The organism is Rhodovulum sp. MB263 (genome assembly GCF_002073975.1).
GTDB lineage: Bacteria > Pseudomonadota > Alphaproteobacteria > Rhodobacterales > Rhodobacteraceae > Rhodovulum.
This window is the reverse complement of the sequence record NZ_CP020384.1, coordinates 3630001-3653078: the sequence shown is the minus strand read 5'-3', so window position 1 is coordinate 3653078 and position 23078 is coordinate 3630001. Positions and strand designations below refer to the sequence as shown.

The 23078-nt window shown below is 67.7% G+C and carries 24 protein-coding genes (1 of these 24 running past the window's edge); 9 read left to right on the top strand and 15 right to left on the bottom strand.

Features of this window, described 5'->3' with window-relative positions; all coding sequences use genetic code 11:
* The first annotated feature begins 1 nt into the window (after window position 1).
* Entirely contained in the window at window positions 2–700 is a 699-nt protein-coding gene (locus B5V46_RS17050) for a GntR family transcriptional regulator (protein WP_080617703.1), read from the top strand.
* 66 nt (window positions 701–766) lie between these two features.
* On the opposite strand, the gene hydA is transcribed toward B5V46_RS17050, so the two are convergent.
* From hydA to B5V46_RS17030, 4 genes are all read right to left on the bottom strand, one after another.
* Window positions 767–2179, bottom strand: a complete 1413-nt coding sequence (hydA, locus tag B5V46_RS17045; protein WP_080617702.1) for a dihydropyrimidinase — start codon at window positions 2177–2179, stop codon at window positions 767–769.
* 77 nt (window positions 2180–2256) lie between these two features.
* Complete coding sequence (locus B5V46_RS17040; RefSeq protein WP_080617701.1) at window positions 2257–3222, bottom strand: TRAP transporter substrate-binding protein; 966 nt, start codon at window positions 3220–3222, stop codon at window positions 2257–2259.
* A gap of 37 nt (window positions 3223–3259) precedes the next feature.
* Window positions 3260–4540, bottom strand: a complete 1281-nt coding sequence (locus tag B5V46_RS17035) for a TRAP transporter large permease (RefSeq protein WP_080617700.1) — start codon at window positions 4538–4540, stop codon at window positions 3260–3262.
* Entirely contained in the window at window positions 4537–5094 is a 558-nt protein-coding gene (locus B5V46_RS17030) for a TRAP transporter small permease (protein ID WP_231119167.1), read from the bottom strand. Before B5V46_RS17030 ends, B5V46_RS17035 begins: the two co-directional genes overlap by 4 nt.
* A 307-nt stretch (window positions 5095–5401) precedes the next feature.
* On the opposite strand from B5V46_RS17030, the gene B5V46_RS17025 reads away from it, so the two are divergent.
* On the top strand, window positions 5402–6094 hold the full coding sequence (locus B5V46_RS17025) for an HpcH/HpaI aldolase/citrate lyase family protein (RefSeq protein WP_369822845.1): 693 nt from the start codon (window positions 5402–5404) through the stop codon (window positions 6092–6094).
* Here B5V46_RS17025 and B5V46_RS17020 read toward each other — a convergent pair.
* The 9 genes from B5V46_RS17020 to B5V46_RS16980 form a co-directional block, all read right to left on the bottom strand.
* The gene (locus B5V46_RS17020) at window positions 6089–7015 is read right to left on the bottom strand and encodes a LysR family transcriptional regulator (RefSeq protein WP_080617698.1); all 927 of its coding nucleotides are present in this window, start codon (window positions 7013–7015) and stop codon (window positions 6089–6091) included. The two genes, B5V46_RS17025 and B5V46_RS17020, sit on opposite strands and share 6 nt — an antisense overlap.
* A gap of 31 nt (window positions 7016–7046) precedes the next feature.
* Window positions 7047–7337, bottom strand: a complete 291-nt coding sequence (locus B5V46_RS17015; RefSeq protein WP_080617697.1) for a DUF4286 family protein — start codon at window positions 7335–7337, stop codon at window positions 7047–7049.
* The gene (locus tag B5V46_RS17010) at window positions 7330–8256 is read right to left on the bottom strand and encodes a dihydrodipicolinate synthase family protein (RefSeq protein ID WP_080617696.1); all 927 of its coding nucleotides are present in this window, start codon (window positions 8254–8256) and stop codon (window positions 7330–7332) included. Before B5V46_RS17010 ends, B5V46_RS17015 begins: the two co-directional genes overlap by 8 nt.
* Window positions 8256–9185, bottom strand: a complete 930-nt coding sequence (locus tag B5V46_RS17005) for a dihydrodipicolinate synthase family protein (RefSeq protein ID WP_080617695.1) — start codon at window positions 9183–9185, stop codon at window positions 8256–8258. Before B5V46_RS17005 ends, B5V46_RS17010 begins: the two co-directional genes overlap by 1 nt.
* Window positions 9182–9616, bottom strand: coding sequence for a MaoC/PaaZ C-terminal domain-containing protein (locus tag B5V46_RS17000; protein WP_080617694.1), 435 nt, complete (start codon window positions 9614–9616; stop codon window positions 9182–9184). Before B5V46_RS17000 ends, B5V46_RS17005 begins: the two co-directional genes overlap by 4 nt.
* 6 nt (window positions 9617–9622) lie before the next feature.
* On the bottom strand, window positions 9623–10012 hold the full coding sequence (locus B5V46_RS16995) for a MaoC/PaaZ C-terminal domain-containing protein (RefSeq protein WP_196774282.1): 390 nt from the start codon (window positions 10010–10012) through the stop codon (window positions 9623–9625).
* Window positions 10013–10028: 16 nt separating this feature from the next.
* Window positions 10029–11189, bottom strand: a complete 1161-nt coding sequence (locus B5V46_RS16990) for an acyl-CoA dehydrogenase family protein (protein ID WP_080617692.1) — start codon at window positions 11187–11189, stop codon at window positions 10029–10031.
* Between the two features lie 5 nt (window positions 11190–11194).
* Window positions 11195–12409 carry a CaiB/BaiF CoA-transferase family protein gene (locus tag B5V46_RS16985; protein ID WP_231119165.1) on the bottom strand — a complete coding sequence of 405 codons (1215 nt, stop codon included), beginning with the start codon at window positions 12407–12409 and terminating at the stop codon, window positions 11195–11197.
* Between the two features lie 235 nt (window positions 12410–12644).
* Window positions 12645–13070, bottom strand: coding sequence for a helix-turn-helix domain-containing protein (locus B5V46_RS16980; protein ID WP_080617690.1), 426 nt, complete (start codon window positions 13068–13070; stop codon window positions 12645–12647).
* Between the two features lie 102 nt (window positions 13071–13172).
* Between B5V46_RS16980 and B5V46_RS16975 the strand changes: the two genes are divergently transcribed.
* From B5V46_RS16975 to B5V46_RS16960, 4 genes are all read left to right on the top strand, one after another.
* The gene (locus B5V46_RS16975; RefSeq protein WP_080617689.1) at window positions 13173–15458 is read left to right on the top strand and encodes a heavy metal translocating P-type ATPase; all 2286 of its coding nucleotides are present in this window, start codon (window positions 13173–13175) and stop codon (window positions 15456–15458) included.
* 90 nt (window positions 15459–15548) lie between these two features.
* Window positions 15549–16442: an SPFH domain-containing protein gene (locus tag B5V46_RS16970; RefSeq protein WP_080617688.1), complete on the top strand. Its 894-nt coding sequence runs from the start codon at window positions 15549–15551 to the stop codon at window positions 16440–16442.
* Window positions 16442–16708 (top strand): NfeD family protein, encoded by a 267-nt coding sequence (locus B5V46_RS16965; protein ID WP_080617687.1) that lies wholly within the window; start codon window positions 16442–16444, stop codon window positions 16706–16708. Before B5V46_RS16970 ends, B5V46_RS16965 begins: the two co-directional genes overlap by 1 nt.
* Window positions 16698–17120 carry an NUDIX hydrolase gene (locus B5V46_RS16960; RefSeq protein WP_080617686.1) on the top strand — a complete coding sequence of 141 codons (423 nt, stop codon included), beginning with the start codon at window positions 16698–16700 and terminating at the stop codon, window positions 17118–17120. Before B5V46_RS16965 ends, B5V46_RS16960 begins: the two co-directional genes overlap by 11 nt.
* A 10-nt stretch (window positions 17121–17130) precedes the next feature.
* Here B5V46_RS16960 and pyrF read toward each other — a convergent pair whose 3' ends face one another.
* The gene (gene pyrF, locus B5V46_RS16955) at window positions 17131–17841 is read right to left on the bottom strand and encodes an orotidine-5'-phosphate decarboxylase (RefSeq protein ID WP_080617685.1); all 711 of its coding nucleotides are present in this window, start codon (window positions 17839–17841) and stop codon (window positions 17131–17133) included.
* Between the two features lie 200 nt (window positions 17842–18041).
* On the opposite strand from pyrF, the gene clpB reads away from it, so the two are divergent.
* On the top strand, window positions 18042–20657 hold the full coding sequence (gene clpB / locus B5V46_RS16950) for an ATP-dependent chaperone ClpB (RefSeq protein WP_080617684.1): 2616 nt from the start codon (window positions 18042–18044) through the stop codon (window positions 20655–20657).
* Window positions 20658–20733: 76 nt separating this feature from the next.
* Here the strand turns inward: clpB and B5V46_RS16945 are convergent, their stop codons facing one another.
* Window positions 20734–21180 carry a DUF302 domain-containing protein gene (locus B5V46_RS16945; RefSeq protein ID WP_080617683.1) on the bottom strand — a complete coding sequence of 149 codons (447 nt, stop codon included), beginning with the start codon at window positions 21178–21180 and terminating at the stop codon, window positions 20734–20736.
* A 112-nt stretch (window positions 21181–21292) separates the two neighbouring features.
* Between B5V46_RS16945 and B5V46_RS16940 the strand changes: the two genes are divergently transcribed.
* Both B5V46_RS16940 and msrP read left to right on the top strand, forming a co-directional pair.
* Window positions 21293–22792: an FMN-binding glutamate synthase family protein gene (locus tag B5V46_RS16940; RefSeq protein ID WP_080617682.1), complete on the top strand. Its 1500-nt coding sequence runs from the start codon at window positions 21293–21295 to the stop codon at window positions 22790–22792.
* 67 nt (window positions 22793–22859) lie between these two features.
* Window positions 22860–23078 carry the start of a protein-methionine-sulfoxide reductase catalytic subunit MsrP gene (gene msrP, locus B5V46_RS16935; RefSeq protein WP_080617681.1) on the top strand. The gene runs 687 nt beyond the window's last position, so only the first 219 of its 906 coding nucleotides appear in the window; its start codon is at window positions 22860–22862; its stop codon lies beyond the right edge, outside the window.

Below are 23078 nucleotides of genomic sequence, written 5' to 3'. Positions count from 1 at the left end.
CATGGTCGCGCCCGGACCCGGACCGCTGAAGGACAGAAAACTGGAACCCGCCGCCAATTCGGTCGATCAGGCCACCCGTCAGATCCGCGAGGCGATCCTTGCGGGCCGGTTCGCGCCGGGCGAACGGCTGAAGGTGGCCGAACTGGCGGCCTCGCTGGGCTTTTCGACCATGCCGCTGCGCGAGGCGCTCAGAAAGCTCGAGGGCGAGGGGCTGGTCGAGATCGAGCCCAATCGCGGTGCCACCGTGCGCCGGCTCGACCGCGCCTATATCTCGGATCTCTTCGAGCTGAACACCGAGCTTCGGATCTTTGCGCTGAGACGGGGCATGCGGAATCTGACGCTGGAGCGGCTGAAGGAACTCGAGGCCCTGGCCGAGACCTATGCCGCGCATCTGGCGGCGGGCGCAGAGGTCGAGGCGCTGGAGATCAACCGCCGCTTCAACGGGCGCCTGGTCGAGTTCGGCGGCAATCGCGAGGCGCTGCGGATGTTCCTGCGTGGCTGGGAGCTGATCTTCGCCTTCCGCCGCAGCTTCGGCTACGGGCCGGGGCGGCAGGCGGTGCTGGCCGAGGAGATGACGCTGATGGTCGAGGCGCTCAGGCGTCAGGACCTGCCCGCGGCCGAGGCGATCCTGCGGATGCAGAATGCGGCGATGATGGAAGACCTCGCCGCCCGGGTCGATCCCGAGGGCAGCCGGCTCTGAACGCCTGCGGGGCGGAGGGAAGGGGCCGGGGGCAGGCGGCTGCCGCCCGGCCGTTTCCTGCCCGGCTCAGCCGGGGAAGGCCTCGCCGCTGATTTTGCGGGGCAGGTACTGGCCCTCGGCCGGGCTGCCGGTCACCTTGCCATCGGCCGCGACCGTCTTGCCGCGCAGGATCGTCCGGACCGGCCAGCCCTTCACCGCCATCCCCTCATATGGGGTGTAGTCGCAGCCGTGATGCATCTTGGCCTGGGTGATGGTGGTCTCCATCTCGGGGTCCCAGAGCGCGATATCGGCATCCGAGCCGATAGCGATGCTGCCCTTCTTCGGATAGAGCCCGTAAAGCTTCGCCGGGTTCGTCGCGGTCAGCGCCACGAAGCGTTCGGCCGTGATCCGGCCCTTCGACACGCCCTCGGAAAACAGCACGGGCAGCCGCGCGGCGATGCCCGGAATGCCGTTCGGCACCCATTTGAACGAGGTCCGCGCTCCCTTCACATCCTTGCCGGCCGGGTCTTCATAGCGGAACGGGCAATGGTCGGACGAGAAGATGTCGAAGGTGCCGTCCCGCAGCCCTTCCCAGATCGCCTCCTGGCTGTCGGTATCGCGCGGCGGCGGCGAGCAGACATATTTGGCGCCCGAGAAGTCCATGTTCAGACCCTTCAGGTCGTCCCGGGTCAGGGCGATATATTGCGGGCAGGTCTCGGCGAAGATCTTGCGGCCGCGCCGCTTGGCCCACTGGATCTGTTCCATCGGCTCGCGGCCCGAGACATGGACGATGACGATCGGCACATCGGTCAGCTCGGCATGGCTGATGGCGCGGTGGGTGGCCTCGCGCTCGGCCACGGCGGAATGCGAGATCGCGTGGTAATAGGGCGCGGTCCTGCCCGCCTCTTCCAGCTTGCGGGTCATGAACTTGATCGCGTCATGGCCCTCGGCATGGACCATCACCAGCGCCTTCTCGCGCTGCGCGGTATCGAAGACCTCGAGCAGCTCGGCATCGTTCAGGATCAGGTCGTCATAGGTCATGAAGACCTTGAACGAGGTATAGCCGTCCTTGATCAGCGCGGGCAGCTCCTGGCCCAGAACCTGCGGCGTCGGGTCGGTGATGATCAGGTGGAAGGACACGTCGACATGGCACTTGCCCTCTGCCTGTTCGTGATAGGCCTGCACCGCCTCGCGCAGCGTCTGGCCCTTCTGCTGCAGCGCGAAGGGCAGGACGGTGGTGTTGCCGCCCGCCGCGGCTGAGCGGGTGCCGGTCTCGAAATCGTCGGCCATGACCACGCCGCCGCCCTGGGGTTGGGCCAGATGGACATGGGCGTCGATGCCGCCGGGCATGGCCCAGAGGCCGGTGGCGTCGATCTCTTCGCGGGCCTCGCCCACGCGCTCGGCGATTTCGACGATGCGGCCGTCGCGGATGCCGATATCGGCGACATAGCGGTCGGCGGCGGTGACGATCTGGGCGTTTCGGATGGCGAGGTCGAGCATGGCAGGATTGCTTCTTCTGTTGGAAAAGAGGATGCCGCGTCCCGCAAGGGGCCGCGGCAAGGCAGGCAGGGCGGGCCCTATTTCGCGGTCAGCGCCTTGAACAGGGCTTTCTGGCCGGGGGTCTTCAGCTCGCTCTCGTAAAGCGGCAGCGAGGCCTCGCGGAAGGGCTCGGTATCGGGGGTGGTGATGGTCACGCCCTCGGCCCTGAAGCTGTCGATCAGCGGCTGTTCCTGATCCTCGACATAGCTCCGTTGCCATTGGGCGGCTTCCTGTCCCGCCTCCATCAGCGCGGTCCGGATGCTCTCGGGCAGCGCGTCGAAGGCCGCCTTCTGCATCACCACCGGGGCGGTCATGTTCAGCCAGCCGACAAGGGCGAAATCGGGCGCGACCTCGTAGAATTTCATGCCGTCATAGCCGCTCGAGGCGGCCTCGGCCCCGTCCACCACACCCGATTGCAGCGCGCCGTAAAGCTCGGAATAGGCCATCGGTGTCGGGTTGGCGCCATAGGCGCGCCAGGCCTCGACATGAACCGGGTTCTGCATGGTGCGGATCTTGAGGCCCTGGACATCGTCGATGCCCGTGACCGGCTTCGAGGTCATCAGGTGGCGGATGCCCGAGGAGAACACGCCCAGCAGCTGAAAGCCCGACCCGTTCGCGCTGTCTTCCATCAGGCTCCAATTGGCATCGACCTTCTCGCCCAGCGCCGAGATCGAGGGGAAGAGGAAGGGCATGTCGAAGACGCGGAAATCCTCGATATAGTTCGACAGAAGCGAATTCGAGGTCATCGACATGTCGAGCGAGCCCAGCATCACGCCCTCGATGAGCTGCGCCTCGTCGCCGAGCTGGCCGCCCGGATAGATGTCGAGCGTCGCGGCGCCGTCGGTCTTCTCTTCCAGCAGCTCGCGCATCTTCTGCAGGCCCTTGTCCTGCACCTCGTCGGCGGCGTTGGTATGGGCCACCTTGAAGGTGAAATCGGCGGCCATCGCCGGCAGGCCGGTCAGCATGGCCAGAAGGGCGATGGCGGGGAGGGCTCTGTTGGACATCAGGGGATTTTCCTTGTTTTTTAGGGGCGAAGTCGGGTCAGTTTATCATCAGCGCGGGCAGCCACAGCGAGACGGCCGGCACGAAGGTCACCAGCATCAGCGCGAGGAACATGCACAGGAAGGGCAGCCAGATCCGGCGCGAGACCTGCTCGATCCGCCGTCCGGCCACCGAGGCGGCGACGTAAAGGCAGATGCCGTAGGGCGGCGTGATCAGCCCGATCGACAGGTTCAGCGCGGTGATGATGCCGAACTGCACCGGGTCGATGCCGTAGCTGCGGGCGATGGGCAGAAGGATCGGCAGGAGGATCAGCACCGCCGAGATGCTTTCCATGAACATGCCGACCACCAGCAGCAGAAGATTGACGATCAGCAGGAAGATGATGGGGTTTTCGGTGATGCCGGTCAGCCAGCCGCTCAGCATCGCGGGCAGGCCCTGGGTCGCGATGATCCAGGTGAAGACAGAGGCCGTCGCAATGATGATCAGCACCGTCGCCGACAGGCTGATCGCCTTCAGCAGGATCCGGGGCAGATCGCGCGGTTTCAGCTCCTTGTAGATGAACATGGTCACGATCAGCGTGGTGAAGAGCGCGACGCAGGCGGCCTCGGTCGCGGTGAAGACGCCGCCGACGATGCCGCCGATGATGACCACGGGTACGATCATGCCGGGGGCCGCGTCGCGGAAGGCATGGGCGAGCCGGGCGAAGGTGAAGGGCGCGCCGTCGCGATAGGCGTCGCCGCCGCGGCGCGCGAACAGCCAGGCGCCCAGCATCAGCCCGAGCATGACGATCAGGCCCGGGACGATGCCGCCGAGAAACATCGCGCCGATCGACTGGTTCGCGGTGACGGCGATGACGATCATCACGATCGAGGGCGGGATGATCGAGGCCAGCGAGCCCGAGGCGGCGATGATCGCCGCGGCCAGGTCGATGTCGTAGCGGCGCTTCTTCATCTCGGGCACCATGACCGCGCTGATCGCGGCGGTATCGGCCGAGCCCGAGCCCGAGATCGCCGCGAGCCCGGTGCCGGTGACGACCGAGACCATGTAGAGGCTGCCGGTGATCCAGCCGACCATGGCGCCCGCGAGATTGACGAAGCGCCGGGCGATGCCGCCGGCCTCCATCAGCAGGCCCGCGGCCACGAAGAACGGAATGGCCATCAGGGTGAAGGACTGGATGCCGCCATAGACGCGCTGGGCCACGATCGAGATCGGTGCCGAGGTCGATAGCTCGATCGCCGCCAGCGCCGCGATGCCGAGGGCCAGCACGATCGGAATGCCCGAGATCAGAAGCAGGAGAAAACCGCCGATGGCCCAGATCATATGCCGGTCTCCCCGGTCGCGTCATGGCCGGGCCGCAGGATGCGCGGCAGGCTCGAAAGCGCGAATTCGAGAAGGAAATAGGCAAAGCCCACCGGCAGCGCCGAATAGGGAATGGCCATCGGGATGCGCAGCGCGGGCGATTTGACGATCATGCCGATGCCCACCATCGAGACCGAGCCGACCACGACGACGCCGAGAAACCAGGCGCCCAGCGCGAAAGCCGCGATGCTGAACACCCGCTGCACCGGCAGCGGCGCCTTCAGGATCAGGAAATCGACGCCCACATGCTGGTTGTGGCGCATCGCGATGCCCGCGCCCAGCAGCGCCAGCCAGATCTGCGCGAAGGTCGCCGTCTCCTCGCTCCAGGCGATGGAATAGTTGAAGACGTAACGCCCGACGATCTGCACCATCACCGCCAGCGCCATGTATCCCAGAAGCAGCAGCGCCGCGCCGTCGACAAGGCGCCGCAAGGCCCAGAGCGCGGCCGAAAGGGCTTTCGGGACGGGGCCGCGAAGGGTCGAAAAGGGGGGCTGTCCGCCCGGTCGGTCCGACACCGGCGCATCTCCTTTCGTCGCTGGCGAGGGGCGAAAGCCCGCCGCGCATCTGCCTGTTGCGATCAGGTTATCCGTAAAGCTCTGGGGCGAAAGGAAATGGTCTATTATTAAAGTGATGCGTAGTATTCGTTCCTGCGTTTTTGCGAATACTCAAGCGTGTTTCACGGTAGGATCGGCAGGGTCAAAACATGAACCGTGCAGTTCGGAAGCAGCCGGTTTGCCGCAAGGGATAATTTCTGTGCAGTCGAAAAACGCCGTTCTTCCGGACATCGGGCTGGCATTCTGCCTTACGGGGCGTGCCGAGGCCGTGCTTCTCGCCAAAGGTGCAGGATTCGGTTTCGCGGTCATGGACATGGAGCACGGGCCGATCGGTCTGTCCGAGCTGGGGCAGGCCGCCGCAGTCGGCAAGGCGGCCGGGTTTCCTGTCTATGCCAGGGTGACGGGGCCGGGTTCGCCCGATCTGGCGCGGGTGCTCGATTGCGGCGCGGCGGGGGTGATCGTGCCCCATGTCGACAGCGCCGATCAGGCCCGCGCGGTGGTCCGGACCTGCCGTTTCGCGCCGGTCGGGCAACGGGCCTTGCCGGGGCCGCTGCCGGTGGCCGATTATGTGCCGCTGCCCGCCGATGCGCTGGTCGAGGCGGCCGGGGGCGGGCAGGTGATGGCGATGATCGAAAGCGCCGGGGCGCTGGCCGCGGTCGAGGAGATTGCCGCCGTGCCCGGGCTCGATGCGCTGATCGTCGGCACCAACGATCTGGCCGACGGGATGGGGCTGCGCGGTCAGGTCGGGCATCCCGAGCTCCATGCCGCCTTCGGCCGGATCGCGGCGGCGGCACGGGCCTGCGGGCTGGCCTTCGGGGCGATGGGGCTGCCGCCTGCGCTGGTCGGAAGCCATGCGCTGGCGCTGGGCGCGCGCATCCTCGTGGCGACCAACGAGACCAATCTCATCGTCGAGGGCGGGGCCGCGCTGCTGGCCGACTTGCGTGCGCGGGCGGGATCATGACGGGTCGCGCCGGGCCTCGGTGCGCACCTCGGCGATCTGGGCGCGCACCTTCTCGGCGAAGGCGGTGATCAGGCGGCGGGTCTGGCGCGAGGTGGTCTTGGCGCGCGAGGTCGCGGCCGTCAGTTCGAAGCTGAGCGCAGGTTCGTAGGCCCGCACCACCAGCCCGGGGCGCAGCACGGTATGGGCGGACAATTCGTCGATCAGGGTCACGCCGCAGCCTTCGCGCACCACCCGCGCGGCGGCGTTCATGAAGCGGGTCTCGATGACGGGACTGTAGACATGGCCGCTGGCGCGGAAGCTGTCGGCGATCATCAGCCCGATCCGGTTCGAGACCTGCGGCCCCACCATCTGCCGCCCGATCAGATCGCGCGGTGTCACCGCGTCAAGTCGGGCCAGTGGATCGTCGGCGGGGCACAGGCAGACCGCGCGCAGCTCGACCAGTGTTTCGTAATCGAGCGCCTGCCGCTCATAGGCGGCAATGACGAAGGCGACATCGGCCAGTCCGTTCTCGACCACCTGCAGCACGCTGTCGAGCGGCCGGGTCTCGAGCGAGATCTGCACCTTGGGATAGGCCCGCGCGTAACCGGCGATCACGCCGGGCAGAACCGCCTCGGACAGTTCCGCGGTCGAGGCGATCCGGATCCGGCCGATCTGCCCGCGCCTCAGATCGGCGGCGCGCTGGTTCACCGCGTCGCGCAGCAGGAACAGCGGGTCCGCCTCTTCCAGCAGGATCAGCGCCTCTTCGGTGGGCACCAGCCGGTTCGAGACCCGCTCGAACAGCGGAAAGCCCAGAACCGTCTCGATATGGCGGATGGTGTTCGAGACCGAGGGCTGGGACATGCCCAGCCGCTCGGCGGCGCCCACGGTGGTGCGATACTGCACCACCGCACGCAGGATCTCGAGCTGTCGCAGGTTCAGCATCTGTCGGGCGTTCCCTCTTGCGGGCACGCGTTCAGTTATTGGTCAGACGCACCCGCCGGAAGTTGCGGATCCTGTCGGTGAACGGCCCGAAGCCCTTGATAGCGTCGAACTCTGGCGTTTCATAGGCTTCGGGGCCGGTGATCGTGTAAATCGCGACATGGCGCGGCCCGCCTTCCAGGCACTTCTCGCGCCGGGCATCCAGCCAGCCGGGGCAGGCGAGGATCTGGGGCAGGTGGGTGTTGTCGTACCAGTCGTCGAAGGCGGCCTCTTCTTCGGGGTCGATATCTACGAAGACCATGTGGGTCTGGCGGGGCTCAGTCATCTCGGGGCTCCAGGCAGGGGGCAAGCGCCGCGGCCAGACGGTCGGCTTCGGCCGGGTCGATCCTGGGCGTCGGGGCGCGGCAGGCCGGGCTGTCGATGCGGCCGAGCCGGGCGAGGCAGGTCTTGAGCCGGGCGGCGGCCAGATGGCCGGGTCGGGCATAGATCGCCTTGGCCAGCGGATAGAGCTTGCGGTGGATCGCCAGCGCGGCGTCGGTATCCTCGGCGCGGACGGCGGCATCGAGCGCAACGATCAGCCCGGGCACCACAGCGGCGAGGCTGACGGCGGAGCCGTCGCTGCCGAACTGGTAGCAGGCAAAGAGATGCTCGTCGCCCGAGGCCATCACCGCCACATCGGGCCGGAGCGTCCGGGTCAGGCGCAGCGTGTCCTCATAGGCGCGGGTCTCCCACGAACCTTCCTTGATGCCGACCACCGCTTCGATGTCCAGAAGGGCGGCGAGGGTGTCGGGCCCGTAATGCAGCCCGCCCGAGCCGACCGAGCCCTGAAACAGGTAAATCGGTCCTTCGGCGGCCTCGGCGATGCCCTTGTGATGGGCGACGATCGCACGCGGATCGGCGCCGAGCGCCCAGGAGAACGGCGCGAAGACCATGATCGCGTCGGCCCCGGCCGTGCGCGCGGCGCGGGCATCGGCGGCGGCTTCGGCGGTCGCCTCGGCGCTGACCGCAGCAAGCACCTTGCGGCCGGGCGCGATGGCTTTGGCATGGCGCACCACGGTCGCGGCCTCGTCGCGGCTGAGGAAAACACCTTCGCCCGCATGGCCGTTCAGCAAAATGCCGTCGAGCCCCCCGGTGGCCAGCACGGCCTCGAAATGCCGCTCGAGGCTGTCGAGATCCAGCGCGCCGTCTTCGCGCATGGGGCAGATGGTGGCGGCATAGAGCCCGCCATGGGGATGCGCGGCCATCACAGCAACTCCGCCTCGGTCAACGCGCGGCGGACGCCTTCGACGACGGCCCCGGAGGGCGGCAATAGCGGCAGGCGCGGGGTGGCGCATTTGATGATGCCCATCATCTTCAGCCCGTCCTTCATGCGGGTATGCATGTCGACGACCGGCGCGGGCCCGTAGATCGCGCGCACCACCGGGTAAAGCCGGTCGTTGACCGCGCGCATCCTTGCCAGGTCCCGGGCCTCGGACGCCTGCCAAAGTTCGGCCAGCAGGCCCGGCGTCAGCGAGGCAAGCCCCGACAGGATGCCGTCGCCGCCCAGCGCCAGCTGGGCGAAGAACCAGTGGAAGTTCGAGGGCAGGATCGCGACATCGGGGGCCACGGCCTTCACTGCGCGGCGGTTCTCGTCATAGGCCAGCATCGTGGCCGAGCCTTCCTTGATCGCGACGATCCCGGGGATCTGCGCGATCTCGGCCAGTGCCCCGGTCGAATAGCCGAAGCCCGAGGCGATCGGGAACTGGAAGACCGAGATCGGCATCGCGAGCTCGCGGGCGAGCTTTTCCATGAAGGCGACGGGGGCCCTGGTCGCGGCATTGCCGCCGCCCAGAGCCTCGGGCGGGAAGATCACGGCGACGTCGGCGCCGGCCTCGCGCGCGGCCTCGGCCTGGCGGATGGCGTCCGGGTAGCCCGTGGGCACCACGCCTGCCAGAAGCAGACGGTCCTTGCCGATCTGGTCGCGGGTCCGGCGGATCACCTCGTCGCGTTCGGCCTCGGTCAGGGCGGTCGCCTCGCCGGCATGGCCGTTGACGAAGACGCAATCGGTCGTCTCGGGCCGGGCGCAATGGTCGAGGACGGCCGCGTAGCCCTCCCAGTCGATGGCGCCCGTCTCGTCGAAGGGCAGAACGGTCGCGACCGTGATGCCGCGCAGGTCTTTTCCGGTCAGGCTCATGTGGTCACCTTCTTGCGGGGGAATTTCAGGGAGGCGTCGACCTTCAGCACCTCGGTGCCGTCCTCGTTGCGGGCCGAGGCCTTCCAGTCGACGGTGCGGGTCTCCTCGTCCTTGGCGCTGATCCAGATCTCGAAGGTCAGGGTGTCGCCGTAGCGGACCGCGCCGGTGAACCAGAAGCTGTCGCGGACCGAGATGCCCAGCGTGCCCACCAGTTCGGCGGTCAGGACCGAGGTGCAGATGCCCGCGACCAGAATGCCCGGCGCAAGGCGCTCGCCGAAGCGGGTGCCCGAGGCATAATCCTCGTCGACATGCACCGGGCCGAAATCGCCGGTCGCGGCGATATACATCGCGCCATCGGCCTCGGTCACGGTCTTGGTGACGCTGATGCGGTCGCCGACGCTCAGCTCGTCGATCTGACGGATGTCATACATCTGGGCTCAGACCTCCCGCAGGACGAGCACCGCCTCGCCGGTCACGACGGTGTGGCCGTCGATCTCGCCCGCCAGATGGCAGACCAGAGACTTGCCCTCGGGGCCGCCGCTGGTGGCGGTGGCGGCCAGCGTTTCGCCGACGGTCACGGTGCGGTGGAACGAGAAGGAAATCGTGCCGATCCGGTAGTCGGGTCCGGCAAGCCGCGACAGCGCGGTCGAGAACAGCGCGCCTGCCGCCAGTTCGAACACGGCCATGTCGGGCAGGCCCAGCGCCTGCGCCTTGACGCGGTCCACATGGGCCGGACCCAGATTGCCCGAAATGCCGGTGAAGAAGCCCTGTTCGGCCACGGTCATGGTCTTGCGGAAGGTGACCGACTGGCCCCGTTCGATGGTCATCGATGCCTCCATCGGCTCAGAGGGTCAGGCCGCGCTTGATCACCGAGCGGGCGATCAGCATGCGGTGGATTTCCGAGGTGCCGTCATAGATCCGGGTCACCCGCGCATCGCGATAGATGCGTTCCAGCGGCAGCTCCCTGGTGAAGCCGTAACCGCCGAAGGTCTGGATGCCGCGATCGGCGACCCGGCCCAGCATTTCCGAGGCCTGCACCTTGACCATCGATACCTTGTCGCGCGGGTCCATCCCTTGGTCGATCTCCCAGGCGGTGTTCAGCACCATCATCCGGGTCGCGAAGATCTCCATCGCGCTGTCGGCGATCATCTGCTGGACCATCTGGAACTCGCCGATGGGCTGGCCGAACTGCTTCCGCGTGGCGGCATGCCCGCGCATCAACTCGAGCACGCGCGAGGCCATGCCGACCGCCCGCGCGCCGATATGGCCAAGGCGAATGCCGCCGACATTGGCCATCATCACCCTGAAGCCCTCGCCGACCTCGCCGAGGATATGGTCCTTCGGGATGCGCACGTCGTCGAAGGTCATCTCGGCATGGCCATAGCCGCGATGGCCCATCATCGGCTGGTTCCGCGTGACCCTGAAGCCGGGCATGTCCTTGTCGACGATCAGCAGCGTGATGCCGCCCCGCGCGCGCTTCTCGGGATCGGTCACCGCCATGACGATGATGTAATCGGCGATGTCCCCGTCCGAGATGAAATGCTTGCTGCCGTTCAGCACCCAATGATCGCCGTCGAGCACCGCCCTGGTCTTGATCGCGGCCGCGTCCGAGCCCGCGCCCGGTTCGGTGATCGCCATGGCGCAGATCTTGTCGCCCCTGACGGTGGGATAGAGGTACTTGTCGCGCAGATCGCCCTTGAACTTTTCGAGCATCGGATAGACCTGCCCGAAGATCCGCCGGATCAGCGCGTCCGAGGTCTGGCCCAGCTGCTCCTCGACCAGGCACATGTCGAGAACCCCGAGTCCGCCGCCGCCGACCTCCTCGGACATGTTCAGCGCGTAAAAGCCCAGCGCCTGTGCCTCGGCCTTCACGGCCGCCAGCTTTTCGGGCGGGATCTGCGCATTGGCCTCGGTCTCCTGCTCCAGCGGCTGGACCTTCTCGCGCACGAAGCGGCCCACCGCCTCGGTCACCATCTTCATCTCGTCGGAAATCGTGAAATCCATGTCTCTTACCCCCGCATCCGGTCGGTCTGGGCCGCGGCACCGGCGGCAAGGAGCGCTTCGATTTCATCGGAACCAAGGCCCGCCTCGGCCAGCACCTCGCGGCTGTGCTCGCCCAGAGCGGGCGGCGTCATCCGGACGGGCGGCGTCTCGCCGTCATAACGGACCGGATGGGCCAGCATCACCATGGGCGAGCCGCCCCGGGTCTCGGCCTCGACGAAGGCGCCCAGATGCCGGACCTGCGGGTTGTCGGGAAGGGCATCGTAATCCTCGACGGGCGTGTGCCAGACCTCCGCGGCCTCCAGCAGGGGCAGCGCCTCGGCCATGCTCAGCCCCGCCATGCCCTGCTGCACCAGCGTCGCGATCTCGCCGCGTCTCGAAAAGCCGTCTTCCTCGGTGAAGGCGGCCAGTTCGGGCAGGTTCAGCGGTTCGGCCAGATCGGCGGGCTTGCACATCGAGATCATGACATGGCCGTCGCTGACCGCGTAGATCCCGTAGGGCGCCGGGCTGAACCAGTTGGCCAGCCCCGCCTCGCCGCGCGGACCCTTGCGGTTGGCGCCGTTCATCCAGGCGGTGATCGATTCGCCCTGCAGGTCGAGTGCCGCCTGCAGCATGTTGACCTCGACCTTGCGGGCGACGCCGGTGCGCTCGCGCTCGAACAGGGCCGCGACGATGCCGCCTGCGGTCAGCGCGGCGGCATGGTGGTCGATCGGCACCGTGCCGATGGCGACCGGCCCGCCCTCGAGGCTGCCGGTATGGGCGGCAAGCCCCGTCATCGCCTGCAAGAGCACGTCCTGACCGGGGCGCCTGGCATAGGGACCGTCGGCGCCATAGCCGGTGGTCGCGGCATAGATGATACGGGGATTGATCCGGCGCAGCTCGGCCTCGCCAAGCTCGAGCTTGTCCATCGTGCCGGGGCGGAAATTCTCCATCACCACATCGGCGGTCGCGATCAGCCGCCTGACCGCCTCAAGGGCCGCCGGCGCCTTGAGGTCCAGCGCGAGCGAGCGCTTGTTGCGGCCGGTGGTCATGTGGTTGACGCTGGTCTCGTCGACGAAGCGGTTGGCGACGGCCCAGTTGCGCTGGAAGGCGCCGCCGATAGGCTCGATGGCGATCACGTCGGCGCCCATGTCGGCCAGATGCTGCGCCGCCGCAGGGCCCGAGAGGAAATGGTTGAAACTGAGAATCCGAATACCGTCGAGCGCGCCCATATCTTTCCCCATGCAAAAGCCGGGATCAGAGTAGCGCCGGGCCGGGGTCAGCCGGAATATGCGTTTCTATCGTATTTCTTCGGTCGAAAATTCGAAAAGGCTATAGTTGGCCCGGATCGGCCCTGAGGTCTTGCAAGATCCGTGAGGCGGATGAAAGTCCGGCCGACCGGCCGTCAGCCGCCTTCGTGCCGGGCCACGGCAGGTCCATGGCGGCACCGGTGTCGCCGGGCGCTCGCGACGGTGGCGGTCAGGAGATGCGGGTATGGTCGGTACTGCAGAGCGCGTGATCGCCGATCGATTCCAGCACCCGGCATTCGGCCGCGCTGCCCCCGGCGCATTGCTCGATCATCCGTTCCAGTTCGGTCTTGAGCGCGGTCAGCCGGGCCAGCCGCGCCTCGACCGCGGTCAGTTGCCGCCGTGCCACGGCATCGGCCGCCGCGCAGGGTCGCTCGGGATGATCGGCAAGGTCGAGCAATTCGCGGATCGCATCCAGCGGAAAGCCCAGTTCGCGGGCATGGCGGATGAAGGCCAGTCGCTGAAGGGTGGCTGTCGGATAGAGCCTCTGATTGCCGCTGCTGCGCTCGGGGGCGGCCAGCAGGCCGATCTGCTCGTAATACCGGATCGTGGGCACCTTCACGCCCGCGGCCTTGCCGAGCTTGCCGATGGTGAGCATGAAAATGCCTCTTGAAGCTATAGCCGCTAGAGACATTAGGGTGCGAATCGGCAACGGGCAACAGGCCCGTCGCAGGTGTTTCAATTGTTTCACGAGGCCGCCATGACTGCCCTGACATCTCTGCGAACCTTCGAATGGACCGTGACCGGCATGGATTGCGGGTCCTGCGCGGGCAAGGTCCGCGGCGCGGTCGAGCGGTTGCCCGGGGTCGACGAGGTCGAGGTGTCGCTGATGCGCGAGAAGCTGCGGCTGCGGCTGGAGGCGGGAACAAGCTCGCCCGCCGAGGTCGAGGCCGCAGTGCGGGCGGTGGGCTTCGGGATCGGCCCGGCCGGGCCGCAGCCCGGGCAAGGCTCTGGGCAAGGGGCCGGGCAGGGGAATGGCGGTGAGTGCGGCTGTCATTGCGGCTGCGGTGGTTCCGGGGCCGAGGCCGGGCTGGCGGAGCCTGCCGCCGCGCCCGAGCAGGCAGCCAAGCCCTGGTATCGGACCGGGCGGGGCGGATTCGTGCTGGCCACGGGCGCGCTTCTGGCAGCGAGCTGGGCGGCGGGGCTGGTCTTGCCCGCCGCGCTGGCCGGGCTGCCCTTCGTGTTGGCCTGCCTGATCGGACTGGCGCCGGTGGCGCGCCGGGCCTGGTCGCTTGCGCGGGCGGGCATGCCCTTCACCATCGAGATGCTGATGACGCTGGCCGCGACCGGCGCGCTGGTGATCGGGGCCGCCCAGGAAGCGGCGATGGTGGTGTTCCTGTTCGCGGTGGGCGAGTTGCTCGAGGCGGTGGCGGCCGACCGCGCGCGGGCGGGCATCCGCGCGCTTTCGGCGCTCGTTCCGCGCCGGGCCCGGATCGAGGAGGCGGACGGTCGGCTGCGCGAGGTCGCGGCTGCCGACCTGCTGCCGGGGCAGCGCATGCTGGTGCGGCCGGGCGACCGGATCCCGGCCGACGGGACGATTGTCGAGGGCGTCTCGGGGATCGACGAAAGCCCCGTCACCGGCGAGAGCCTGCCGGTGACGCGCGGCCCCGGCGATACCGTCCGCGCGGGGTCGATCGCGACCGAGGCGGCGCTTCGGATCGAGGTCACGCGGGCCGGGGAGGACAGCACCATTGCCCGCATCGTCCGGCTGGTCGAGGAGGCCGAGGCGGCCCGCGCGCCGACCGAGCGGTTCATCGACCGCTTCAGCCGCTATTACATGCCGGCCATCGTCGGACTTGCGGCGCTGGTCGCGGTGGTGCCCCCGCTGGCCTTCGGGCAGGACTGGGGCACCTTCTTCTACCGGGCGCTGGCGCTGTTGCTGATCGGCTGTCCCTGTGCGCTGGTGATCTCGGTGCCCGCGACCATCGCCTCGGCGCTGTCCTCCGGCGCCCGGCGCGGGCTTCTGATCAAGGGCGGCGCGGTGATCGAGACGCTGGCCCGGGTCGAGACTGTCGCCTTCGACAAGACCGGCACGTTGACCGAAGGCCGGCCCCAAGTGACCGCGATCCTGCCGCTGGAGGGGCGCGGGGCCAATGAGGTGCTGGTGCTGGCCGCTGCGGTCGAAACCGGGTCGTCGCATCCTCTGGCCCGGGCGATTTTCGCGGCGGCCGAGGCCCGCGGGCTGGAGCTACCGCAGGCGCGCGGGGCCCGCAGCCTTCCGGGGCGCGGCGCCGAGGCCGAGGTCGCGGGGCGGTCTGTCTGGGTCGGGGCCCCGGATCATGCCCCCGGTATCGTCCCGGGCGCCGTCTCGGGCGATGGCCCGGACGAAGGCGGCGCGGGGCAGGAGGTGGCGGCAGCCGTGGCCGGGATCGAGGAAAAGGGCGGCTCTGCGGTGCTGGTGGCCGCGGAAGGGCGCGCGCTTGGCGTGATCGGGCTGGCGGATGCGCCCCGCGCGGATGCGGCCGAGGCGGTGGCCGCGCTTGCGGAAATGGGGCTCCGCTCGGTGATGCTGACCGGGGACAACCCCCGCGCCGCCCGTGCCATCGCCGAACCGCTCGGGCTCGAGCCGCGCGCCGGCCTCTTGCCTGAGGACAAGCTCGAGGCGGTCGCGGCGATGGCCGGCCGGGGCGGCGTGGCGATGATCGGCGACGGCATCAACGATGCGCCCGCGCTGAAACGGGCCGCTGTCGGCATCGCCATGGGGGCGGGCAGCGATGTCGCGCTCGAGACCGCCGATGCGGCGCTTCTGCGCAACCGCGTGACCGATGCCCCGGCGATGATCCGGCTCTCGCGGGCCGCGATGCGCACCATCCATCAGAACGTGGCGCTCGCGCTGGGGCTCAAGGCCCTGTTCCTCGTGACCTCGGTCACCGGCCTCACCGGCCTCTGGATGGCGGTTCTGGCCGATACCGGGGCGACCGTTCTGGTCACCGCGAATGCCCTGAGACTGCTGGCTTTCGATCCGCATCGTGCGACGCGCGGCTGATGGCAGAAACGCGCCGCCATGCGGCGGCGGGACTTCCGTTCCGCCGCGGCGCAGGGCATAGTCCAGGCGCTTTCACGAAAGGATTTACGAATGCCTCTGTCCGAACTTTTGGCGACCTTCATCGGCAGCAATCTCGTGGTCTTGCTGCTGGGCGGTCTTATCCTGCTGACGGTGTTCCTCGGGGTGCGGATCGTGCCGCAATCCGAGAAGCATGTGGTGGAGCGGTTCGGGCGGCTGCGTTCGGTGCTTGGGCCGGGTATCAACTTCATCGTGCCCTATCTCGACCGGGTCGCCCACCAGATCTCGATCCTGGAGCGGCAGCTTCCCAATGCCAGCCAGGATGCGATCACCGCGGATAACGTGCTGGTGCAGGTCGAGACCAGCGTCTTCTACCGCATCCTCGAGCCGGAAAAGACCGTGTACCGGATCCGCGACATCGATGCGGCCATCGCCACCACCGTTGCGGGCATCGTCCGGGCCGAGATCGGCAAGATGGAGCTTGACCAGGTGCAGTCGAACCGCTCGGACCTGATCGCCACGATCAAGGAAAGCGTCGAGGATGCGGTGGTCAACTGGGGCATCGAGGTCACCCGTGCCGAGATCCTCGATGTCAATCTCGATGCCGCCACCCGCGAGGCGATGCTGCAGCAGCTCAATGCCGAACGCGCCCGTCGCGCCCAGGTGACCGAGGCCGAGGGCAAGAAGCGCGCGGTCGAGCTGCAGGCCGATGCCGAGCTTTACGCCGCCCGCCAGGCTGCCGAGGCGCGCCGGGTTTCGGCCGATGCCGAGGCCTATGCGACCGAAGTCGTGGCCAAGGCCATTGCCGAGAACGGGCTTGAGGCGGCGCAGTATCAGGTGGCGCTGAAACAGGTCGAGGCGCTGACCAAGGTCGGCACCGGCACGGGCAAGCAGACGATCATCCTGCCCGCCCATGCGATGGATGCCTTCGCGGACGCGTTCAAGATGCTCAAGGGCCGCGGCTGATGCTCGAGACCTGGTGGGTCTGGCTCGCGGGGGCGGCTGTTCTGGGGATCCTCGAGATGCTGGCCCCGGTCCAGATCTTCTTCGGCGTCGCGGTCGGCGCGGCAGCCGTCGGGGTCGCGCTCTGGCTGGGGCTGGCTTTGGCCTGGCCCTGGCTTGTCGTGATCTGGGGACTGGTCGCGGGCCTGTCCTGGCTGGTGCTGCGCCGGGTGCTGGGCGTGCGCAAGGGCCAGGTCAAGATCTGGGATGACGACATCAATGAGGGATGAGCCCTTCGGCGGCGCAAAGCTTGCGCTGCTGACCGGGCGCGGGCTGGTCTCGATCCTCAGGGACGATGTGCCCCGTATCGCCTGGCCCGGGCATTGGGATTTCGCGGGCGGCGCGCGCGAGGGGCGGGAAAGCCCGTCCGCCTGCGTGCTGCGCGAAACCCGCGAAGAGCTGGGCCTTGAGCTCGATCCGGGGCGGCTGATCTGGCGCCGGACCTATCTCAACAGCAATGGTCGTCCGGTCTGGTTCTTCGTGGCCCGGATCGGTGCGGCCGAGATCGCCCGGATCCGCTTCGGCGATGAGGGGCAGGGCTGGGCGGTGATGCCGGTGGCCGATTATCTGGCCCATCCGAAGGGGATCGGCCAGATCAAGGAGCGGCTGGCCGATTACCTGGCGGTGCAGCCCGGCGCCTGAGCCCGCGCCGTCAGGCGCGCTCGGCCTCGGGCGCGGCCAGCTCGGCCTGAATGGCCAGCGCTGCCGCGCGCGGGTCCTCGGCCTGCCAGACCGGACGTCCGACCACGATGTGATCGGCCCCGTCTGCAACCGCCCGGGCCGGAGTCGCGACCCGCTTCTGATCGCCAAGCGCCGCGCCCGCGGGCCGCACGCCCGGGGTCACGATGAGGCGGCCCGCAGCTTCGGGCAGGGCGCGGATCATCGCGGCTTCCTGCGGGCTGGCAATCACCCCGTCGGCCCCGGCCGCGAAGGCGCGCCCGGCGCGTTCGGCCACGAGATCGGGCAGATCGCCCGCGCGGATCAGGCCGGCATCCAGATCGGCGCGGTCGAGCGAGGTCAGGAACGTCACGGCAAGGATCTTCGTCTGCGACCCGGCCGCACCCTCGCGCGCGGCGCGCACCACATGGGGGTCGCCATGGACGGTCAGGAAATCCAGATCGAAGCGGGCGAGGCCCCGGACAGCCGCCTCGACCGTGGCGCCGATGTCGAAAAGCTTCATGTCGAGGAAGATCCGCTTGCCGTGCTCGTCCTTCAGCTCGCGCGCGAGCGCCAGCCCGCCGCCCGTCAGCATCCCCAGCCCGATCTTGTAGAAGGAGATGGCATCGCCGATCCGGGTGGCGAGCGTCAGCCCGGCATGGGCATCGGGGACGTCGAGGGCGACGATCAGGCGGTCATCGGTCATGGGGGCGCTCCTTGGCGGACGGGGATCGGGTCGGGCCGGTTTCTACGGGGCCGCGCCAGCCCCGTCCAGCACGACAAAGCGTGGGCGTGGTCTTGCATCCGCCCCGCACCCTTCCCAGATTGCGAAACAAGGCCCGCAAAGGAGGATGCGCTGCGGGGCAGGCATCCCGGAGGCGGGCGCTTCTAGGAAAGGAGAACCCGATGAACCTCGAGAAGTTCACGGAACGGTCGCGTGGCTTTCTGCAGGCCGCCCAGACCATCGCGATGCGGGAAAGCCACCAGCGGCTGGCGCCCGAACACCTTCTGAAAGCGCTGATGGACGATGAGGAGGGCATGGCCTCGAACCTCATCCGCCGGGCGGGCGGTGCGCCCGAACGGGTGCTGGAGGCGGTCGAGGCCGCGCTTGGCAAGATGCCCAAGGTCACCGGCGATGCGGGTCAGGTCTATATGGACCAGGCCACCGGCCGGGTGCTGGACGAGGCCGAGACGCTGGCGAAAAAGGCGGGCGACAGCTTCGTGCCGGTCGAACGTATGCTGATGGCGCTTTGCATGGTGCCGTCGAAGGCCAAGGACGCGCTCGATGCGGGGGCGGTCACGGCGCAGAACCTCAACACCGCGATCAACGACATCCGCAAGGGTCGCACTGCCGATACGGCAAGTGCCGAGGACGGCTATGAGGCGCTGAAGAAATATGCGCGGGATCTGACCGAGATGGCCGAGGAGGGCAGGATCGACCCGATCATCGGCCGCGACGAGGAGATCCGCCGCGCCATGCAGGTGCTGAGCCGCCGGACCAAGAACAACCCGGTCCTGATCGGGGAGCCCGGCGTCGGCAAGACCGCGATCGCCGAGGGGCTTGCGCTTCGGATCGTCAATGGCGACGTGCCCGAGAGCCTGAAGAACAAGCGGTTGATGGCGCTCGACATGGGGGCGCTGATCGCGGGCGCGAAATATCGCGGCGAGTTCGAGGAACGGCTGAAGGCGATCCTGAACGAGATCTCGGCCGCGGCGGGCGAGGTGATCTTGTTCATCGACGAGATGCACACGCTGGTCGGCGCCGGCAAATCCGAAGGCGCGATGGATGCGGCGAACCTGATCAAGCCCGCGCTGGCGCGGGGCGAGCTGCACTGCATCGGCGCGACCACGCTCGATGAATATCGCAAGCATGTCGAGAAGGACGCGGCGCTGGCGCGGCGGTTCCAGCCGGTCTTCGTCGACGAGCCCACGGTCGAGGACACGATCTCGATCCTGCGCGGCATCAAGGAGAAATACGAGCTGCACCACGGCGTCCGGATCTCGGATGCGGCGCTGGTGGCGGCCGCGACGCTCAGCCATCGCTACATCACCGACCGCTTCCTGCCCGACAAGGCCATCGACCTTGTCGACGAGGCCGCCAGCCGCCTGCGGATGGAGGTCGACAGCAAGCCCGAGGAACTGGACGCGCTCGACCGCGACATCCTGCAAAAGCAGATCGAGGCCGAGGCGCTCCGGAAGGAAGACGACGAGGCTTCGAAGGACCGGCTTGAGAAGCTCGAGGCCGAACTGGCCGAGATGCAGCAGCAATCGGCCGAGATGACCGCGAAATGGCAGGCCGAACGCGACAAGCTGGATCGGTCCCGTCAGCTCAAGGAACAGCTCGACCGGGCCCGGGCCGAGCTTGACCAGGCCAAGCGCGAGGGCAATCTGGCCCGTGCCGGGGAACTGTCCTACGGCATCATCCCGCAGCTTGAAAAGGCGTTGTCCGAGGCCGAGAGCCGCGAGGATGACGTGATGGTTGCCGAGGCGGTGCGGCCCGAGCAGATCGCCCAGGTCGTCGAACGCTGGACCGGCATCCCGACCTCGAAGATGCTGGAAGGCGAGCGCGACAAGCTTCTGCGCATGGAAGAGGAACTCGGCCGCCGCGTGATCGGCCAGAAAGAGGCGGTGAAGGCCGTCGCCAATGCGGTGCGGCGCGCGCGCGCCGGGCTGAACGACGAGAACCGGCCGCTGGGGTCCTTCCTGTTCCTCGGGCCGACCGGCGTCGGCAAGACCGAGCTGACCAAGGCGGTGGCGGAATACCTTTTCGACGACGATCAGGCGATGGTCCGGATCGACATGTCGGAATTCATGGAGAAACACGCCGTCGCCCGGCTGATCGGGGCTCCGCCCGGATATGTCGGCTATGACGAGGGCGGCGTTCTGACCGAGGCGGTGCGGCGCCGGCCCTATCAGGTGATCCTGTTCGACGAGGTCGAGAAGGCGCATCCGGACGTCTTCAACGTGCTGTTGCAGGTGCTTGATGACGGGGTGCTGACCGACGGGCAGGGCCGCACGGTCGACTTCAAGCAGACGCTGATCGTGCTGACCTCGAATCTCGGGTCGCAGGCGCTGAGCCAGCTGCCCGACGGGGCCGATGCCGAGGCGGCGCGGCGCGAGGTGATGGAAGCGGTGCGCGCCCATTTCCGGCCGGAATTCCTGAACCGGCTGGACGAGACGGTGATCTTCCACCGCCTGACCCGCGAGGACATGGACGGCATCGTGACGATCCAGCTCCGGCGGTTGCAGAAACGGCTGGATCCCCGCGGTATCGTGCTCGATCTCGACGAGGCGGCGCGGAAATGGCTGGCCGATGCGGGCTATGACCCGGTCTATGGCGCGCGGCCGCTGAAACGGGTGATCCAGCGCAGTCTGCAGGACCCGCTGGCCGAGGCGCTGCTGGCCGGCGAGATCCGCGACGGCGGCAAGGTCGGGGTGACGGTGGGGACCGAGGGCCTGATCATCGGCGACCGCGTGGTTGGGTCGAACCGGCCGAAGCCGGAGGATGCAGTCCTGCACTGATGATCGGAAGCGCGGGACCGTAACGCGGCGAGATGGGGCGCCCGGGTCTGACGATCCGGGCGTCTTTTGCTGCCTTTCAGTCCAGCCCGACGACCTCGCGCACGATGGAGTCGAGCAGCGCCTCGACCTCCTTCATCGGCCCCTCGGGATAGGTGTTGTAGCCGATCGTCGTCTTCTCGGGCGATTGTGGATATTGCAGCACGAAGATGCCGTAGGGGCAGAACCGGATGTTGAGCGGGTCGATCTCCATCACCTTGCGCGAGAGCGCGGCCGGACAGAAGCTGTAGATATCGGCCTTGAGAAAGATCGTCTTGTCCGAACCCAGATCGGCCCGGGTCCGTTCCAGCATCTCGCCCGGATGGCTGACGCTGTCGATCACCAGGCCGCGATCGGTGATCGCTGCTTCAAGTTCGAAGGCGACGTCCTCGAAACTCTGGCTGGTGGTGTAGGTGACCGGGGCCGCCGCGACAGCCTTCGCCGCAAGAAATGCGGCAAGTATCGTCGCGGTAAGTATTGCTTTCATCTTTTCCTCCGAGGCTGGTGCCGCGCGGGGTTGTATCCGTTCTATTGTCCGCGCAGGTTATCCGAAACGGCGGGGCCGGCATCGTCCGCCCGCGCAGGCATACGAGGGCAGGATGGGCTGGGCCTATTACGCATTGCAAGTGCTGGCGGGTGCTTTTGCGCTGGTCATCGGTACCCTTCTTATGGTCAGCCTTGCGCTTTTCATCATCGACCGGACCCAGACCGGCGACGCGATCCGCCGCAACTACCCGGTGATCGGTCGGTTTCGCAATATCTTCACAAAGCTGGGCGAGTTCTTCAGGCAATATTTCTTCGCGATGGACCGCGAAGAAATGCCTTTCAACCGGGCACAGCGCGATTGGGTCGCACGGGCCGGGGCAGGCAAGAGCAATACCGTGGCTTTCGGGTCGACCCGAAATCTGAGCATTCCCGGTACGCCGATTTTCGTCAACGCGGCCTTTCCGCCGCTCGAAGGTCAGTTCGCCAGTACCGCGCCGATGAAGATCGGCCCCTTCGCCCGAATTCCCTATGTCACCTCGTCCTTTTTTCATATCTCGGGCATGAGCTACGGCGCGATTTCGAAACCTGCGGTGCAGGCGCTGTCGAAGGGCGCGGCCCAGGCGGGGATCTGGCTCAATACCGGCGAAGGCGGCCTCTCACCCTATCATCTCGAGGGCGGTTGCGACATCGTCTATCAGATCGGCACCGCCAAATACGGCGTGCGCGACGCCCATGGCCATCTGTCGGATGAGAAGCTGGCGGCGCTGGCGGCGATCCCGCAGGTGAAGATGTTCGAGATCAAGCTGAGCCAGGGCGCCAAGCCCGGCAAGGGCGGCATCCTGCCCGCAGCCAAGATCAACGAAGAGATTGCGCGTATTCGAGGCATCCCGTTGGGCGAGGACAGCTATTCGCCGAACCGCCATGCCGAGGTCGGCAATTGGGAGGAAATGCTGGACATGATCGGCCATGTCCGCAAGGTCACCGGCAAGCCCGTGGGCTTCAAGGCGGTGGTCGGGGGGCCCGAACCGTTCGAAGAGCTGTTCGATGTGGTGCGTGCCCGGGGCGCCACCTCGGCGCCCGATTTCATCACCATCGACGGCGGCGAAGGCGGCACCGGCGCCGCGCCGATGCCGCTTATCGACCTTGTCGGGCTGCCGATCCGAGAGGCGCTGCTGATGGTGTCGGACCTGCGCGACGCGGCGGGGCTGCATGATCGGGTGCGGCTGATCGCCAGCGGCAAGCTGGTCAATCCCGCAGATGTCGCCTGGGCGATCGCGGCGGGGGCCGATTTCGTCGCCTCGGCCCGCGGCTTCATGTTCGCGCTGGGTTGCATCCAGGCTCTGAAATGCAACCGAAACACCTGTCCGACCGGCATCACCACCCACCAGCCGCATCTGCAGAAGGGGCTGGTGGTCGAGGAGAAATACCACCGCGTCGCGCGTTATGCCGGGTCGGTGATTTCCGAGGTTGAGACCATCGCTCATTCGGTCGGCGTGTCCGAGCCCCGGCAGATGCGTCGCCGCCACGTCCGGCTGGTGCTGCCCGATGGCAGCACACGGCCGATGAACGAGGTCTATCCCCGCTCTGACCTGATCAACGAACTCGTGAGATGACGTTGTTTTGCCGCGCGGCGGCTGCGGTCTAGGTTTTCGCGCGGGGAACCGCGGAAAGGGAACGATCATGGCAGGGCGCTGGCGAAATCGGCTGAGCTGGTCCGAGGTGACGGCCGAGACGGTCTGGCTCGATCGTCGCCGGATCCTGGGCGGCCTCGCGGCTGCGGGGCTCGGGACTGTAGCCGGCGCGGCGAGTGCCGGGTCCGGGGATATGAGCCCGAACAGCTGGGACGAGATAACCAGCTACAACAATTTCTACGAATTCGGCACCGGTAAGGACGATCCC